Source organism: Streptomyces viridifaciens, from assembly GCF_001888885.2.
Taxonomy (GTDB): domain Bacteria; phylum Actinomycetota; class Actinomycetes; order Streptomycetales; family Streptomycetaceae; genus Kitasatospora; species Kitasatospora aureofaciens.
The window spans coordinates 2,052,399-2,066,290 of the sequence record NZ_CP090841.1; the positions used below are offsets into that span (position 1 = coordinate 2,052,399).

Annotated in this window: 12 protein-coding genes and 2 pseudogenes; 6 read left to right on the plus strand and 8 right to left on the minus strand. The window is 74.0% G+C overall.

What is annotated here, in order from left to right:
• Window positions 1-31 precede the first annotated feature (31 nt).
• The 3 genes from BOQ63_RS16475 to msrB all read left to right on the plus strand — a co-directional run bounded on the left by BOQ63_RS16475 (window position 32) and on the right by msrB (window position 2,443).
• Window positions 32-493, plus strand: a complete 462-nt coding sequence (locus BOQ63_RS16475) for a hypothetical protein (RefSeq protein WP_030288263.1) — start codon at window positions 32-34, stop codon at window positions 491-493.
• Between the two features lie 133 nt (window positions 494-626).
• Window positions 627-2,015: a UDP-N-acetylmuramate--L-alanine ligase gene (gene murC, locus BOQ63_RS16480; RefSeq protein WP_037830775.1), complete on the plus strand. Its 1,389-nt coding sequence runs from the start codon at window positions 627-629 to the stop codon at window positions 2,013-2,015.
• A 23-nt stretch (window positions 2,016-2,038) separates the two neighbouring features.
• Window positions 2,039-2,443, plus strand: coding sequence for a peptide-methionine (R)-S-oxide reductase MsrB (gene msrB, locus BOQ63_RS16485; protein WP_030288260.1), 405 nt, complete (start codon window positions 2,039-2,041; stop codon window positions 2,441-2,443).
• A gap of 47 nt (window positions 2,444-2,490) precedes the next feature.
• On the opposite strand, the gene BOQ63_RS16490 is transcribed toward msrB, so the two are convergent.
• From BOQ63_RS16490 to BOQ63_RS16525, 8 genes and pseudogenes are all read right to left on the minus strand, one after another.
• A complete protein-coding gene (locus BOQ63_RS16490; protein WP_030288257.1) occupies window positions 2,491-3,684 on the minus strand; it encodes a cytochrome P450 in 1,194 nt (397 codons plus the stop codon).
• The gene (locus BOQ63_RS16495; protein ID WP_078656938.1) at window positions 3,681-4,241 is read right to left on the minus strand and encodes a GTP-binding protein; all 561 of its coding nucleotides are present in this window, start codon (window positions 4,239-4,241) and stop codon (window positions 3,681-3,683) included. The genes BOQ63_RS16490 and BOQ63_RS16495 overlap by 4 nt, the downstream gene beginning before the upstream one ends.
• A gap of 91 nt (window positions 4,242-4,332) precedes the next feature.
• A complete protein-coding gene (locus BOQ63_RS16500) occupies window positions 4,333-4,695 on the minus strand; it encodes a DUF742 domain-containing protein (protein WP_030288251.1) in 363 nt (120 codons plus the stop codon).
• A gap of 95 nt (window positions 4,696-4,790) precedes the next feature.
• A pseudogene (locus tag BOQ63_RS16505) lies at window positions 4,791-5,198 on the minus strand (roadblock/LC7 domain-containing protein); the annotation flags it as partial.
• Window positions 5,195-7,162 carry an ATP-binding protein gene (locus BOQ63_RS16510; protein WP_150475945.1) on the minus strand — a complete coding sequence of 656 codons (1,968 nt, stop codon included), beginning with the start codon at window positions 7,160-7,162 and terminating at the stop codon, window positions 5,195-5,197. The pseudogene BOQ63_RS16505 and the gene BOQ63_RS16510, both read right to left, overlap by 4 nt.
• A 124-nt stretch (window positions 7,163-7,286) precedes the next feature.
• On the minus strand, window positions 7,287-8,297 hold the full coding sequence (locus BOQ63_RS16515) for an MBL fold metallo-hydrolase (RefSeq protein ID WP_030554913.1): 1,011 nt from the start codon (window positions 8,295-8,297) through the stop codon (window positions 7,287-7,289).
• A gap of 121 nt (window positions 8,298-8,418) precedes the next feature.
• Window positions 8,419-9,222 carry a hypothetical protein gene (locus BOQ63_RS16520; protein ID WP_030288246.1) on the minus strand — a complete coding sequence of 268 codons (804 nt, stop codon included), beginning with the start codon at window positions 9,220-9,222 and terminating at the stop codon, window positions 8,419-8,421.
• A 115-nt stretch (window positions 9,223-9,337) separates the two neighbouring features.
• Entirely contained in the window at window positions 9,338-10,264 is a 927-nt protein-coding gene (locus BOQ63_RS16525; protein ID WP_030288244.1) for a GNAT family N-acetyltransferase, read from the minus strand.
• Window positions 10,265-10,547: 283 nt separating this feature from the next.
• On the opposite strand from BOQ63_RS16525, the pseudogene BOQ63_RS16530 reads away from it, so the two are divergent.
• The 3 genes and pseudogenes from BOQ63_RS16530 to BOQ63_RS16540 all read left to right on the plus strand — a co-directional run bounded on the left by BOQ63_RS16530 (window position 10,548) and on the right by BOQ63_RS16540 (window position 13,813).
• Window positions 10,548-11,851: pseudogene (locus tag BOQ63_RS16530) on the plus strand (MbnB/TglH/ChrH family RiPP precursor modification enzyme).
• A gap of 28 nt (window positions 11,852-11,879) precedes the next feature.
• The gene (locus BOQ63_RS16535; RefSeq protein ID WP_072654535.1) at window positions 11,880-12,938 is read left to right on the plus strand and encodes a TIGR04222 domain-containing membrane protein; all 1,059 of its coding nucleotides are present in this window, start codon (window positions 11,880-11,882) and stop codon (window positions 12,936-12,938) included.
• 92 nt (window positions 12,939-13,030) lie between these two features.
• The gene (locus BOQ63_RS16540) at window positions 13,031-13,813 is read left to right on the plus strand and encodes a TIGR04222 domain-containing membrane protein (protein WP_030288236.1); all 783 of its coding nucleotides are present in this window, start codon (window positions 13,031-13,033) and stop codon (window positions 13,811-13,813) included.
• Window positions 13,814-13,892: the final 79 nt, after the last annotated feature.

A 13,892-nucleotide genomic window follows, 5' to 3' on the forward strand; every position in this document is an offset into this window, starting at 1 on the left:
GCCCGGGGGCCGGCCACTGGAAGGGACTCACGTGTTCAAGACGGTACTGATGATCGAAAAGGCTCTCTCGGACGCGGACGTGGAGCTCGTCACGACGCTCCACAGCGACGAGAAGGTGTCCTTCGTCGTCCTGATGCAGCCGCGCGGCAAGCAGGACGAACTGCTGCGGGCGCTCGACGACGTCGCCCTCGGCCACCTCGACAAGGTGGTGCGCGAGCACGACGAGTCCGAGAGCGGCCCGACCGTGGCCAGCGAATCGCTGGAGCACAGCCTGCGCCACCTGCGCGCGGCCGGGGCCGAGGCGATCGGCGAACTGGTCGAGGACAGGCCGCTGGAGCGGCTGCGCGTGGCGGTCGAGGAACACCGGGCGGACGAGGTGGTGGTGCTCACCTCACCGCACTTCGTGGAGGAGTTCTTCCACCGCGACTGGGCCTCCCAGGCCCGGCACAAGGTGGGGGTGCCGGTGCTGAGGCTGTTCGCCAGCGACTCCTAGCTCCACGCGCCGGTGGTGCAGAATCGTCCTTGCGGTCCGCCCGTGAGGACGATTCGCACTCCGCGAGGACCCACCTGTGCCCACCCAGCCCCCGCCCGTACGGAGCCACGCCTTGAACGACGCCGCGCACGACCTGCACGCCCCGCACTTCATCGGCATCGGCGGCGCCGGGATGTCCGGCCTGGCGAAGATCCTCGCAGTGCGCGGTGCCGACGTCTCCGGCAGCGACTCCAAGGAGTCCGAGACCGTCCTCGCGCTGCGCGCCCTCGGCGCGACCGTGCACGTCGGCCACGCCGCCGAGCACGTGCCGGACGGCGCCAGCAGCATCGTGGTCTCCAGCGCGATCCGCGCCGACAACCCGGAACTGGTCGCCGCCCGCGAGCGCGGCATCCCGGTGGTGCACCGCTCCGACGCGCTGGCCGCGCTGATGGGCGGCCGCCGGGCCCTCGCGGTGGCCGGCACCCACGGCAAGACCACCACCACCAGCATGCTCGCCGTCGCCCTCGGCGAGCTGGGCCTCGACCCGTCCTACGCGATCGGCGGCGACCTCGACGCCCCCGGCTCCAACGCCCAGCACGGCACCGGCGAGATCTTCGTCGCCGAGGCCGACGAGAGCGACCGCAGCTTCCACAAGTACGCGCCCGAGGTGGCGATCGTGCTCAACGTGGAGCTGGACCACCACGCCAACTACGCCTCGATCGACGAGATCTACGAGTCCTTCGAGACCTTCGTCGGCCGGATCACCCCCGGCGGCACCCTGGTCGTCTCCGCCGACCACGACGGCGCCCGCGAGCTCACCTCCCGGGTGGCCGCCCGCGAGGGCCTCAACGTGGTGACCGTCGGCGCCGCCGAGGACGCCGACCTGCGCGTCCTCTCGGTCGTCGCCCGCGGCATGACCAGCGAGGTCACCGTGCTGCTGGACGGCGCCGAGCTGACCTTCACCGTCTCGGTGCCCGGCCGGCACTACGCCCACAACGCCGTGGCCGCGCTGGCCGCCGGCGTCGCGCTCGGCGTCCCGGCCGCCGACCTGGCCAAGGCGCTCGGCGCCTACACCGGCGTGCGCCGCCGCCTCCAGCTCAAGGGCGAGGCGGCCGGCGTCCAGGTGATCGACTCCTACGCCCACCACCCGACCGAGATGACCGCCGACCTGGAGGCCATCCGCGAGGGCCTGGAGGGCGAGGGCCGCGTCCTGGTGGTCTTCCAGCCGCACCTGTTCAGCCGCACCCAGCAGCTCGCCGAGGAGATGGGCCAGTCCCTGGCACTGGCCGACGCCTCCGTGGTGCTGGACATCTACCCGGCCCGCGAGGACCCGATCCCGGGCGTGACCAGCGAGCTGATCATCGACGCCGCCCGCCGGGCCGGCGCCGACGTCACCGCCGAGCACGACTTCGCTGCCGCCCCCGCCCTGCTGGCCGGCCTGGCCCGCCCGGGCGACCTGCTGCTCACCATGGGCGCGGGCGACGTCACCAACCTGGGGCCCGAAATTCTGGGGCACCTCGCGAACGTTGCTTCCAAGGTCTGACGTTACGCCGAGCGGGAGTCGTGATGAGCTACGAGATCCAGAAGACCGAGGCCGAGTGGCGCGCCCAGCTCAGCCCCGAGGAGTACCACGTGCTCCGCGAGGCGGGCACCGAGCGCCCGTTCGTCGGTGAGTACACCGACACCAAGACGGTCGGCGTCTACAGCTGCCGCGCCTGCGGGGCGGAGCTGTTCAGCTCCGAGACCAAGTTCGACAGCCACTGCGGCTGGCCGTCCTACTACGCGCCGCTGGCCGAGGACCGGGTCGAGTACATCGAGGACACCTCGCTCGGCATGCGCCGGGTCGAGGTGCGCTGCGCCCGCTGCGGCGGGCACCTGGGCCATGTCTTCGAGGGCGAGGGCTACGGCACTCCGACGGACCAGCGCTACTGCATCAACAGCATCTCGCTGACGCTGAAGCCGGCCGAGTAGGACGGACGGCGGAGGTCCGGACGGCGGTCGTCGTCCGGGCCTTCCGGCTATCCGGCCAGCGGCGCGAAGCGGACCGGGAGGTGGACCAGGGCGCGGTGGAACGGGCCCGGCCGCCAGAGCAACTCCCCTGCTGGCGTGGCGAGTTCGAGGTCACTGAGGCGGCTGGTGAGCTGTTCGATGGCGGTGATCGCGATCAGCAGGGCCGGGTCCCGGGCGGGGCAGGCGTGCGGGCCGGCCGCCCAGGCCAGGTGGGCGCTCTCACCGCTGCGCAGCTCGCCGCCGTCGGTGGGCGGCGCGGCCTGGGAGTTGGCGGCCGCGTACGAGACCAGCACCAGGGAGCCGGCCTTGATCTCGCGCCCGTGGAAGGTGATGTCGTAACGCGGGTAGTGGGCCGAGAGGTTGGCCATCGGCGGCTCGTGCCAGAGCACCTCGTCGATCGCCTGGTGGGCGGTCATCGCGCCGCCGAACAGCGAGCCGGCGTAGCGGGCGTCGGTGAGCAGGCGCAGCAGGGCGTTGCCGATCAGGTTGGTGGTCGGCTCGTGCCCGGCGATCAGAGTCAGGGTGATCTGCCGGATCACCTCGTCGTCGTCCAGCCCGACCGGGTGGGTGACGAACCAGGAGGCGAGGTCGTGCCGGGGGCGCTCGCGGCGCTCGGCGACCATCGCGGTGACCACCGCGACGAGCTTGCCGTACGCGGCGCCGGCCCGGGCGGTGGACTCGATCAGCCCGGTGATCGCGGCCACCACGTCGGCGTGCTGCTCCTCGGGCACGCCGAACCAGGTGGTGAGCACGAAGGCGGGCAGCTGGCGGGCGTACTCGGCGATCAGGTCGGCGTGGCCGACCCCGGCGAAGCGGTCGATCAGCTGGTGGGCGGCCTCGGCGACCTGGCGCTGCAGCCGGTGCGGTTCGAACAGGGCGAGACCGTCGGTGATCACCGCACGGTAGCGGGCGTGCGTGGCACCGTCGCTGAACAGGGCGGTGGGGCGGTAGCCGAGCACCGGCAGCAGCGGGGAGTCCGGCGGGACGGTCGCCTGCCAGGCGCGGGAGTCCTTGGAGAAGGTGTCGGTGTCGCGCAGCAGGTCCAGGGCGGCCTGGTAGTCGGTGACCAGCAGGGCCTCGACGCCGGGGGCGATCTCGACCGGGGCGACCGCGCCGTGGCGGCGCAGCCGCTCGTACACCAGCTGCGGGTCGGCGGCGAAGACCGGGCCGTAGATCGGAGTCGGTCGGGTCTCGACGGTCACGGGCGCTCCCGGGGGTCGGTGGCGGCGGCGGGCAGGGTGTCGAGGACGTGCTCGGCCAGGGCGATCAGCGCGTCGAGGCTGCTCCCGCGCTCGCGCGCGTCGCACAGCAGCAGCGGGGTCGCGGCGTGCAGGTCCAGGTGGGCGCGCAGCACCTCGGGCGGGTGGTCCGGGGAGCCCGGGAAGCGGTTGACGGCGACGGCGTACGGCAGGCCCTGTTCCTCGATCATGTCCATGATCTCGAAGGAGTCGGCCAGCCGGCGGGTGTCGGCGAGCACCAGGGCGCCCAGGGCGCCGCGGGCGATGTCCTGCCAGAGCGGGAAGAAGCGGCGCTGGCCGGGGGTGCCGAACATGTAGAGCACCGTGTTGCCGGGCAGGGTGAGCCGGCCGAAGTCCACCGCGACGGTGGTGGTGGACTTCTCGGGCAGTCCGGCCAGGTCGTCCACCGGCCGTCCGGTCTCGGTCATCGCCTCCTCGGTGTGCAGGGTGGCGATCTCGGAGAGGGTGCGGATGAGGGTGGTCTTGCCGACCCCGAACGGGCCGGCGACCAGCAGTTTCATCAGCGTCTGGTCCCGGTCGGGCAGGTAGCCCACCCGGCTCGGCCGGCCATCCGGCCGGTCGTTCGGGCGGTCATGCGGCCGGTCATCCGGGCTACCGGAGGGCACGGAGTCCAACGAGGAGCCTCTCGACGATGGAGCGGTCGGTCTGCTGGGCGCGCGGGATCGGCGCGCGGGCGTGCAGGCAGCCCGCCTCGACCAGGTCGGCCGCGAGGAAGACGGTGGCGCTGACCGGCAGGCGCAGGTGCGCGGCGGCCTCCACCACGGTCAGTGCGCCGGGGCGCAGCAGTTCCCAGAGCCGACGGTGTTCGGGTTCGAGTTCCGTCGGCGGTTCGGCGCGGTCGGCCCGGTCCGCGAACAGGACGGTCAGCCGCTCGAAGCCTTCGGTGCCGGGGCGGCTGCGGCCGCCGGTGGCGAGGTAGGCGGGCACCATCCGCCTGCGGGGGACGGCGGTCATGACCGGGGGGTGGTGCCCGCCGAACCAGCGCCCGTTGCCCCGGCGCCCGTTGCCCCGGCGCCCGTTGCCCCGGCGCCCGGTGCCCCGGCGACCTGCTGCCGGGAGGGGCTGGCGAGCGCGCGGCCCAGCGCGGCGACCTGGAGCTGCATCTGGTAGGCCACATTGCCCAGTTGGGCGTCCGGCGCGGTGAACACGGCGAGCGAGGTGTTCTCCCCGGCGGGAACGACGATGGCGTAGCCGAGGTCGGACTCCACCACGGTCTGGGCCAGCCGCGGCCGTTCGGTGTCGGTGAACGCGGCGGTGAAGGCGCGGGCCGCGGCGTGCACGGTGGCCGTCATCGCGGCGACCCGCTCGGCGGAGGCCCGGCCGAGGCCGTCGGAGGCGCCCTCGACGAGGCCGTCACCGGTGGCGACCACCGCGTGCAGCACCCCCGGCAGCTCCAGCAGCGGGTTCAGCACCCAGGAGATCTCGTCGGTGGCGGTCGGGCTGGGCGAGCTGCTCACTGCTCGGCTCCTTCTAAGGTCGGTCCGGTGGTGGGGTCACCGGATTCGCGGCCGGCGGTGGTGTCGGCCGTACTGACGCTCTCGCCGGTGCCGGTGGACCGGCCGGTGCCGGTGCTCCGGTCGGGGTCGCTCGGCGCACCGGTCCCACTGGTCGTACGGCTGTCACTGGTCGTCAGGGCCGTCCCGGCGGCGGGGCTCACGGCGCTGCCGCCGGTGGGCGGCGCGCCGACGGACCGCGCCGCGGCGGCCCGGCCGGAGTCGGTGCCCCGTTGCAGCGCCTGCCAGTGGGCGGCGGCCTGCTCGGGGCTACGGACGTACGGCGCGGGCCGCTCCCCCGGGGCGCTCCCCGGTCCCGCCTCCTTGCCGGCACTCGCACCCGCGCCCGGCTCCTCGGCCGTGAGCGGACGGCGGCGGCGCCGACTGGGCAGGCCGCTGCCGTCCCCGCTCTGGACAGCGCCCTGGCCGGCGCCCCGGTCAGCGCCCTGGCCGGCGCCCCGGTCAGCGCCCTGGCCGGCGCCCGCGTCCGGGTCGGGCACCACGTGGATGGCCGGCGCCGGGTGCGGGCCGGGCTGGTTGTGGCGGTCAGCAAGCCCCGGCCCGTCCTGCTGCTCGTCGGCGTCGCGCATCGGCGGGACGGCCGCGACGGCGGGCGCCTGCGCCGGTCCGCTGCCGGCCCGCAGCGGCAGCGGGGTGAGCACCGACAGCGGCTGCTCGTCGTCCACCACCGTCACCAGCGCGGCCGGGATGCGCAGGATGGTCCGCATGCCGCCGTACGGCGAGGGCTCGATGTGGCAGGCGAAGCCGTACTGGCGGGCCAGCTTGCCGACCACCGCGAAGCCGGTCTTGGGCGGGTTGCCGAGCTCGGTGAGCAGCACGTCCGGCGGGCCGGCCAGCAGTCGGCGGGCCCGGCGCAGCTGGTCCTCGTCCATGCCGATGCCGCTGTCGTCGATGATCACCAGCGCGCCGCGGCCACCCTGCTGGACGGTGACCGGGACGTCCGTCTCCGGGTGGGAGTACGAGGTGGCGTTGGCGAGCAGTTCGGCGATGGCGATGGCGATCGGCTCGGCGGCCCGGGCGGCCACGGCCAGCCGCTGCTCTCGCAGGTGGTTGGCGACCTTGATCCGCTGGTAGCCCGGCACCCGGGAGAGCGCCCCGACGACCACCTCGGCGAGCGGGGAGTCGGTCCGGGCCAGGCCCGGCCAGGCCTCGCAGAGCACGGCGACGGTCTGGATCCGGCGCAGCGCGACCTCGTTGCGGAAGTCGACCTCCAGCAGCCGGGGGTCGTCGTTGTCGTGCTGGAGCTGCTGGATCAGGCTCTGGATCTGGTACAGCAGAGTCTGGATCCGGGAGGTGGCGCCGCGCATCGCGGCCCGGGCGGCGGCGTCGACCCGCTCGCGCTCGTCGGCGAGTGCGGCGGTGGCGGCGTCCAGGACGGACTGCAGCGCCCGGACGGCCTCGGGGCCGACGGCCTGCGCGTCCAGCGGGCCGACCAGGGGGGCGTTGGCGTGGGTCAGCCGGACGGCGGTGGCGGCGACCCGCTCCTGGGCGAGGTGGCCGATCTCCGCGAGCAGCGCGGTGGTGCGCAGCTCGGCGGCGGCGAGCCGGGCCTCGGCCTCCGCCGCACGGGCGTTCGCCTCCACCTCGCGGGCGGTCGCCTCCGCGGCCAGGGCGCGCGCGGCCTCGCCCCGCTGCTCGGCGTCCCCGGTGGCCCGGCGGGCCTCCCGGGTGCGCTCCTCGGCCCGCCGGGCCTGCTCGACGGACTGCCGGGCGGCCTCCCGGGCCTCGGCCGACTCCTCCTCGGCTCGGGCGAGTCGGGCCTCCGCGGCGCGGATCTGCTGCTCGCCGTGGCCGAGGGCGGCCTCGGCGTCCGCCGCCCGGGTGACGGCCCTGGCCCTGCCGCGGGCGAACACGACCGTGGCCGCGGCGGCGACCAGCGCCAGGGCGATCAGCGCGATCTGCGTCATCGGAGTCCTCGGGTGTCCTCGCTGGTTGACCCGGGCCGTCGCCCGGCGTTCGGTTGCTGTCGGCAGTCCGGGCGGAGCACCGGGGTCGGTTGCCGCCGCCGCGGTGCCGGCCGGAGCGCGGGTGTCAGTTCCGGCCGGAGCGCGGGTGCGGGATGCGGGTGGCGTCCTCGGCCAGTTCGCGGGCCACCAGGGCGACCTGGCCCATGGCGTCCAGGACGCCGGGCAGCTCGGAGCCGTCCAGGTGCCGGTACTCGGCCGCGACGGTGAGCACCAGCCGCTCGGGCAGGCCGAGTTCGGGGTGGCGCTGTTCGGCGATCACCCGCCGGGCGGCGTCCAGCGCGGGTATCCCGGCGGCGTGCAGGGCGTGGGCGCGCTCGCGGACGTACGCGAGGTAGCCGATGTGCTCCCGGACTCCGTCGCGGTCGAGCACCGGGCCGTGGCCGGGGACGAAGATCTCCGCGCCGGTGGCCAGGGCCTGTTCGCAGGCGCCGATGATGTTCTCCAGCGGACCGGCCCAGTGCGAGGGGTGGTCGCCGGGCTGCTCGGGGGTGGAGGAGAAGATCACGTCGCCGGTGAACACGGCGCGCTGGTGCGGGAGGTGGACCATGAGGTCCCCGCCGGTGTGGGCGGCGGGCAGGCTGGTGATCTGGACCGGGTAGCGGCCGACCTTCAGCTCCAGCTCGCCGGTGAAGACCGTGTCGGGGTGCACCGGCTCGGTGGTGGACCAGTCGAAGCGGCCGAAGTGCTCGCGGAGGTAGCCGCCGAGTGGGGAGTCCGGGTCGCTGTTGGCGAGCAGCGCGTGCTGCTGCTGGGGGGTGGGCTCCCAGTGGATGTGCTCCAGCGCCTCGCGGGTGGCGATCACCTCGGCGTCCGGGAGCACCCCGGCGCCCCACAGATGGTCGCCGTTGGCGTGGGTGACGACCACCCGGTCGATGTCGACCCCGGTGGGCAGCAGGCGCCGGCTGGCGGCGAGGAACTCCCCGGCCAGCGAGGGGTCGTACGGGGTGTCGATCCAGAGCGCGGTGGTCTCGGAGGCCAGCAGGCCGCAGTTGGCCAGGCCCCAGCCCCGCTTCGGGGGGAGCCACACGTACAGGTCCTCGGCAATCGCGCTCACGTTCGCACGGTTGATCGTCATGCGCGCGATTATGCCCATGTTGTGTCAGGGATGGGGCAAAACCACTGTGGACTGCCGGAGTTCGCGCCCCGGTCTCTCCCGCCCTGTCCCGATTCGTACTATGTGGTCGAGACCAATCGTCTCACCTCTCGGGACGGCTGATGGGCACTTCGCCACGGAACCCGGGCGGAACGTCGGACCGCGGCGCGGGAAGGACCCGGCAGACCTCGACCGTGACGTCCACGGTGTCCAGTCCGATCACCCGCCCCTCCACCGCGACGAATCCTTTCTCTCCCGAGCGGAACAGCGCCGCCAGCGAAGAGTTCCGGTTCGCCGAGGTCAGCGCCTCCACCGCCATCGCGGAACCGAAGGCGAACACCCCGCAGAGCACCACGCAGGGCGCGTGCCGGGGCGTGTGGGTGACGAAGATGAACCCGTGGTCGCGGATCAGCTCCCCCGCCGGGCCGTACAGCGACTCGAAGGTCATCCCGCCCCAGCGGGCGCGGGCCTCGTCCGGGTACTCGATGGTGAAGTCCGGGAACACCGCCTCCAGCACCCCGCCGGAGTACGAGTTGACGCTCGGCCCGCCGATCGAGAAGGTCGGCATCCGCGGATCCTGCGCCCCCGCCACCACCAACTCGATCGTCGCCTTCCGGTTGATCTTCCGCAGCAGGTCGGTCAGTTCCGCTATCGCCCTGGCCTCGGCCATCGGCACGAACAGCACGTTCTTCGGCCCGCGGCTGGTCAGCTGGCAGCCGTCCTCGGTGAAGGCGAACTCCGCCACCTCCAGGCTCGGAATGACGATCTGCACCCGGCCGTACGGCGCCAGCAGCGCCCGCAGGAAGCCGTAGCGCAGGAGGAGTCTGGTACGGGCGAGGGAACGGGCCGCGAGAAAACCCATCACGGCCGGAACGGATGCGATCAGCACCTGGAGCAGGATCTCCATATGATCCCCCCGGGGAAGACTCGACCACGAACTGTGCGCCCTGGTTAAGTCCCCGCCCGTGGCCGAAAATACCCCCATCCGGCGATTCGGAGCGTAGCGGTCTTCGCACCGAAGGTCACACCAGGCGCTTGATCCCCTTGCGCTCCCCCGCGCAGCGCTCGTACCCGAGCCAGGAGTTGACCGCCAGCATCGGCGCGTTGGTGGTGTCGTTGCTGGTGTACGCGCGCCGGTAACCGGCGGCCGCGGCGAGCCGCAGCGACTCCAGCTTGGCCAGCCTGGCCAGTCCGCGGCCGCGGAACTCCCGGCGGCAGGCGGTGAACGCGGACCAGTAGCGGTCCACCCCGTCGGTTTGCACCATGGTGAACGCGGCCGGCACTCCGTCCACCACGGCCACCGTGATCAGCCCCAGGTCCAGGTCCGGCCGGGCCCAGTCGGCCCTGAGCCACTCCTCGTACTCCAGGGCGTCCATCGCCACCTCGCCGGGCTCGTCCCGGATCGCGTCCGCCTCCACCAGGAACAACGGGCGCGGATCGTCCGCCCAGTCGGTGCCCGGGCGCAGCTCGACACCGGCCGGCCGTACGGGCGCCTGCGGCAACGGCAGCGTCAGGTCCCGCGCGCCGAACTGCGCGGTGCGCCCGAGCCGGTAGCCCCGGGCTGCGGCGAAGGCCAGGGAGGCGGCCTCGTCGTCCAGCCAGGTGTGCATTTCCGTCACCCCGTGGCCGGACAGGTGCCGTTCGGCCGCGGCCAGCAGAGCGGTGGCCGCGCCGCGCCGCCGGAACCCGGGCAGCACGCTGCCGTTGGCGTAACCGACGCCGGTGGTCGACGTCCCGAGCACCAGGCCGCAGCGCACCCCGCCGACCACCCGGCCGTCCAGTTCGGCGACGAAGGTGCGGAAGTGCTGGTCGGAGTCCTGCCGGGCGTTCAGCCAGAGCAGGGCCTCGGCGGTCATCACCAGGTGCTCGCGCCCGGCCCGGTGGGCGGCCGCCACCGCCTCGGCGTCCTCGGGGCGGAAGTCACGGATCGTCAGTGCGGTGGTAGTCATGAATTCCCACGCTATCCGCCGCCGCTCGCCGACCGCCTTCCATTTTCTCCGCCGCCGCCCGGCACCCACCCGGCACCTCATCTGCGAAGACGGTCCCCGGCCGGGGACCGGAGTCACCGGTCACCGGGAAGGCAAGCTCAAATAATGCTCTGAGAAGGCCGGGTGAGGCTTGGCAGCCAGCCCGCCCGGGGACATCCTCAGCAACACGGCCGCGCGGTCCTGGCGACGACGCCCGCACCGCCCGACGGCCCTCCCACCCGGCCCTCCGAAGGGGGCGAAACCGATGACTTCCCCTGCCTCCGCGACCCGGCCCCGGGCCGGGACCAAAACCACGCTCGGCGTCGGCCTCGGCTGGCGCAGCGAGATCGACACCGTGGTCGAACGCCAACTCGGCCTGGACTGGGTCGAGGTGGTCGCCGAGAACATCTGCGCCGACCACCTGCCCACCTCGCTCACCGTGCTGCGCCGGCGCGGCGTCACCGTCGTCCCGCACGGCGTCGGCCTCGGCCTCGGCGGCGCCGGACTGCCCGACCCCGAGCGGCTCGACAGGCTCGCCGCGACGGCACTCGCGCTCGACTCCCCGCTGGTCACCGAGCACCTGGCCTTCGTCCGGGCCGGCGGTCTGGAGGCCGGGCACCTGCTGCCCGTCCCCCGCACCCGGGACTCGCTGCGGGTGATCGCCGAGAACGTCCGGATCGCCCAGGACCAGCTGCCCGTACCACTCGCCCTGGAAAACATCGCCGCCCAACTCGCCTGGCCCGACGACGAGTTCACCGAGGGCGAGTTCCTCGCCGAACTGGTCGCGCGGACCGGCGTCCGACTGCTGATCGACGTCGCCAACCTGCACACCAACCGGGTCAACCTCGGCACCGACCCGGCCGCCGAACTCGACCGCCTGCCGCTGGAGGCGCTCGCCTACGTGCACGTCGCCGGCGGCACCCTGGTCGACGGCGTGTGGCACGACACCCACGCCCACCCCGTCACCGAACCGGTGCTGGAGGTCCTGGCCGAACTCTGCGCGCGGGTCGCACCGCCCGGCGTCCTGCTGGAACGGGACGCCGCCTTCCCGCCGCCCTCCGAACTGGCCGGTGAACTGGACGCCATCCGCCGGGTGCTGGAGGGGAGCACCCCGCGATGAACGACCTGACCCGCGCCGAGCGCCCCGACGCCGAGCGCTCGACCGGCATCGCCCGGGAGCGCCTGGCCCGACGGCAGGAGGAACTGCTGGCCGCCCTGGTGGCCGGCGGGCCCGTCCCGCCCGGCTTCGACCCGGGCCAGGTCCGCGCCCAGTCCGCCGGCCTCGCCGCCAAGCGGCGAGACGCCACCGCGAAGGTCGCGCCCGACCTGCCCCGCCTGCTCGGGGCGCAGTACGGGCCGCTCTTCCTCGGCTACGCCCGCACCCACCCGCAGACCGGCGGCTACCGCGCCGACGCCCGGGCCTTCGCCGCGTGGGTGCTCACCGACGGCGGCCCGGCCGCCACCGGCCACCGCCGGGCGCTGGAGCAGTGGCTCCGGCAGTCGGGCGAGGGAGCCGAGCAGCCACCCGGCCCGCTCGCCCGCATGCGCCGGGCCCTGCGCGGCCGCTGACCCAATCCACACCTCGGGGGAACCGCCCATGTGGCACAACAGCTACTTCGTCGTCCCGACCGTCCTGCTGGTCGCGGCCGTGCTGTACGCGGCCGGCACCCACCAGCGGGTCCGGCACGTCGCGCGCCCGCAGGGCCTTCCCGGCCGCGGACTGCCGCTGCTGGACACCGCCTTCCTGGCCGGCGGCCCCGGCCGGGTCTTCGACACCGCGCTGGTCCGGATGCACCTTTCCGAGCAGGTCGTGATCAGCCGCTCCAACCTGGTCACCCTCACCGGCGCCAAGCCGTACGACGCCGTCGACCAGGCCGTCCACGACGCCGTCGGCGCGACCGGCAGCCGGGAACTCGGCGCGCTGCGCCGCATGGTGATGCGCTCCGCCGCCGTCCAGGAGATCGGCGACCGGCTCGCCGACCGCGGCCTTCTGCGCCGCCCCGAGCGGATGCAACGGGCCCGCACCGCCCGCCGGTTGCTCTGGCTCGCGATGCTCGACGTCGTGCTCTTCGCCGGGCTCGCCCTGCTGCTCGACGACAACGACGCCCTCCACGAGCGCCCCAACCTCCTGATCCCCGGCTTCCTGCTGCTCCTCGGCGCCCTCGGCCTGGCCACCAGCACCCCGGCCAAGGGCCGGATCACCCCGGCCGGGCAACGCCAGCTCAGCCTGATGCAGGGCAGCACCCCGTGGACGCCCAGCTCGGGCGTCTCGCCCCGGCTGGCGGGCGGCGCGGTGCTGGGCGCGCTCGCGCTCGGCGGGCTGGCCGTCGCCGGGCTGGAGAACCAGGAGCTGGAGCAGGCGATGACGGCCGCGGCGGCCCAGGACGAGGCGATGCGGCAGGCCCAGGCGTCCTCGTCCTTCTTCTCCTCTTCCTCCTCGTCCTCTTCCTCGTCGTCCTGGTCGTCCTCGTCGTCCTCGTCCTCGTCCTCGTCCTCGTCGTGCTCGTCGAGCGGCTACTCCTGCAGCGCCACCGACTCCGGCTCCACCCACCACCACTCCTCGTGCGGTTCCTCGCACTCCAGCTGCGGCTCGTCGCACTCCAGCTGCGGGTCCAGTTGCGGGTCCAGCTGCGGCGGCGGTTGCGGCGGCTCGTGACCTCCGGAGGGCGGCACGGCCGACGTCACAGTTCGGTATCGCGGTCCGGTAAGGCGTTCCCCGCGCCACGGCCCCAGGCATACAACAAGCCCATGTGGTTGCTGTTCCTGATACCGGCCTGTGTCACGGCGGTGCTGTCCTGCCTCCGAATGGTGCGGATGACCGCCACCGCCGACGCCCTCGCCGACCAGGACCGGCTGCGCCCGCCGGAGGCCGTCGGCATCGGGCTCTACGAGACGGCGTACCTGGCCGGCGGCCCTGACCGGGTGGTCGAGCTCGCCCTCGTCCTGATGGCCGGCCGCGGCCGGCTGCACCTCGCGCACACCGGCTGGACCACCGTGGTCGACCCCAAGGGCCGCAGCCGCCTCGAACGCGCCGTCATCGCCACCGTCGGCCCCGACGGCCAGTGCCGAACGGACGAACTGCGCCGGGCGATGGCCGAGCACCCCACGGTGCTGGAGATCGGCGCCCGGCTGGCGCTGGCCGGCCTGGCCACTCCGGCCCTGGTCCAGCGCAACACCGTCGTGGTGGTCCGCCACGTCCGGCACGCGATGCTGCTGACCGTGGTCCTCCTCGCCGCCTCGATCTCCCTCAGCGGTTTCACCGGCGGTGACGCCGTCGCCCCGCTCGCCTGGTTCTCGCTGCCGCTGGTGCTCACCGCCGGCACCCTGCTGATGGCCCGGGTCGACGTCTACCCCTACACCCGCTGGGCGTCCCCGATCGGCCAGCAGGTGCTGCGCGAGGTCCGCCCGGCCCGTCAGCGCGGCCTCGCCGACGACGAGGAACGCGAACTGCTCACCGCCGTCGCCATGAACGGCCCCGCGGTCCTCCCTGACGCCCGCCTGCGCGCCGCCCTCCGCCCCCACCGCAGCTGAGCTGCCCGGAACCACCGGAGGCCGGCTCCCCTGCCCGAACAGCGGGGAACCGGCCTCCGCGCGGCGGGCGGTTGGTGGG

Coding starts and splice junctions, on each gene's coding strand:
- BOQ63_RS16495 (WP_078656938.1), bottom strand. CDS start 4,241: ATGAAACTGCTGGTCGCCGGCCCGTTCGGGGTCGGCAAGACCACCCTC.
- BOQ63_RS16500 (WP_030288251.1), bottom strand. CDS start 4,695: ATGACCGCCGTCCCCCGCAGGCGGATGGTGCCCGCCTACCTCGCCACC.
- BOQ63_RS16540 (WP_030288236.1), top strand. CDS start 13,031: ATGTGGTTGCTGTTCCTGATACCGGCCTGTGTCACGGCGGTGCTGTCC.
- BOQ63_RS16535 (WP_072654535.1), top strand. CDS start 11,880: ATGTGGCACAACAGCTACTTCGTCGTCCCGACCGTCCTGCTGGTCGCG.
- BOQ63_RS16525 (WP_030288244.1), bottom strand. CDS start 10,264: ATGACTACCACCGCACTGACGATCCGTGACTTCCGCCCCGAGGACGCC.
- BOQ63_RS16510 (WP_150475945.1), bottom strand. CDS start 7,162: ATGACGCAGATCGCGCTGATCGCCCTGGCGCTGGTCGCCGCCGCGGCC.
- msrB (WP_030288260.1), top strand. CDS start 2,039: ATGAGCTACGAGATCCAGAAGACCGAGGCCGAGTGGCGCGCCCAGCTC.
- BOQ63_RS16515 (WP_030554913.1), bottom strand. CDS start 8,297: ATGACGATCAACCGTGCGAACGTGAGCGCGATTGCCGAGGACCTGTAC.
- BOQ63_RS16520 (WP_030288246.1), bottom strand. CDS start 9,222: ATGGAGATCCTGCTCCAGGTGCTGATCGCATCCGTTCCGGCCGTGATG.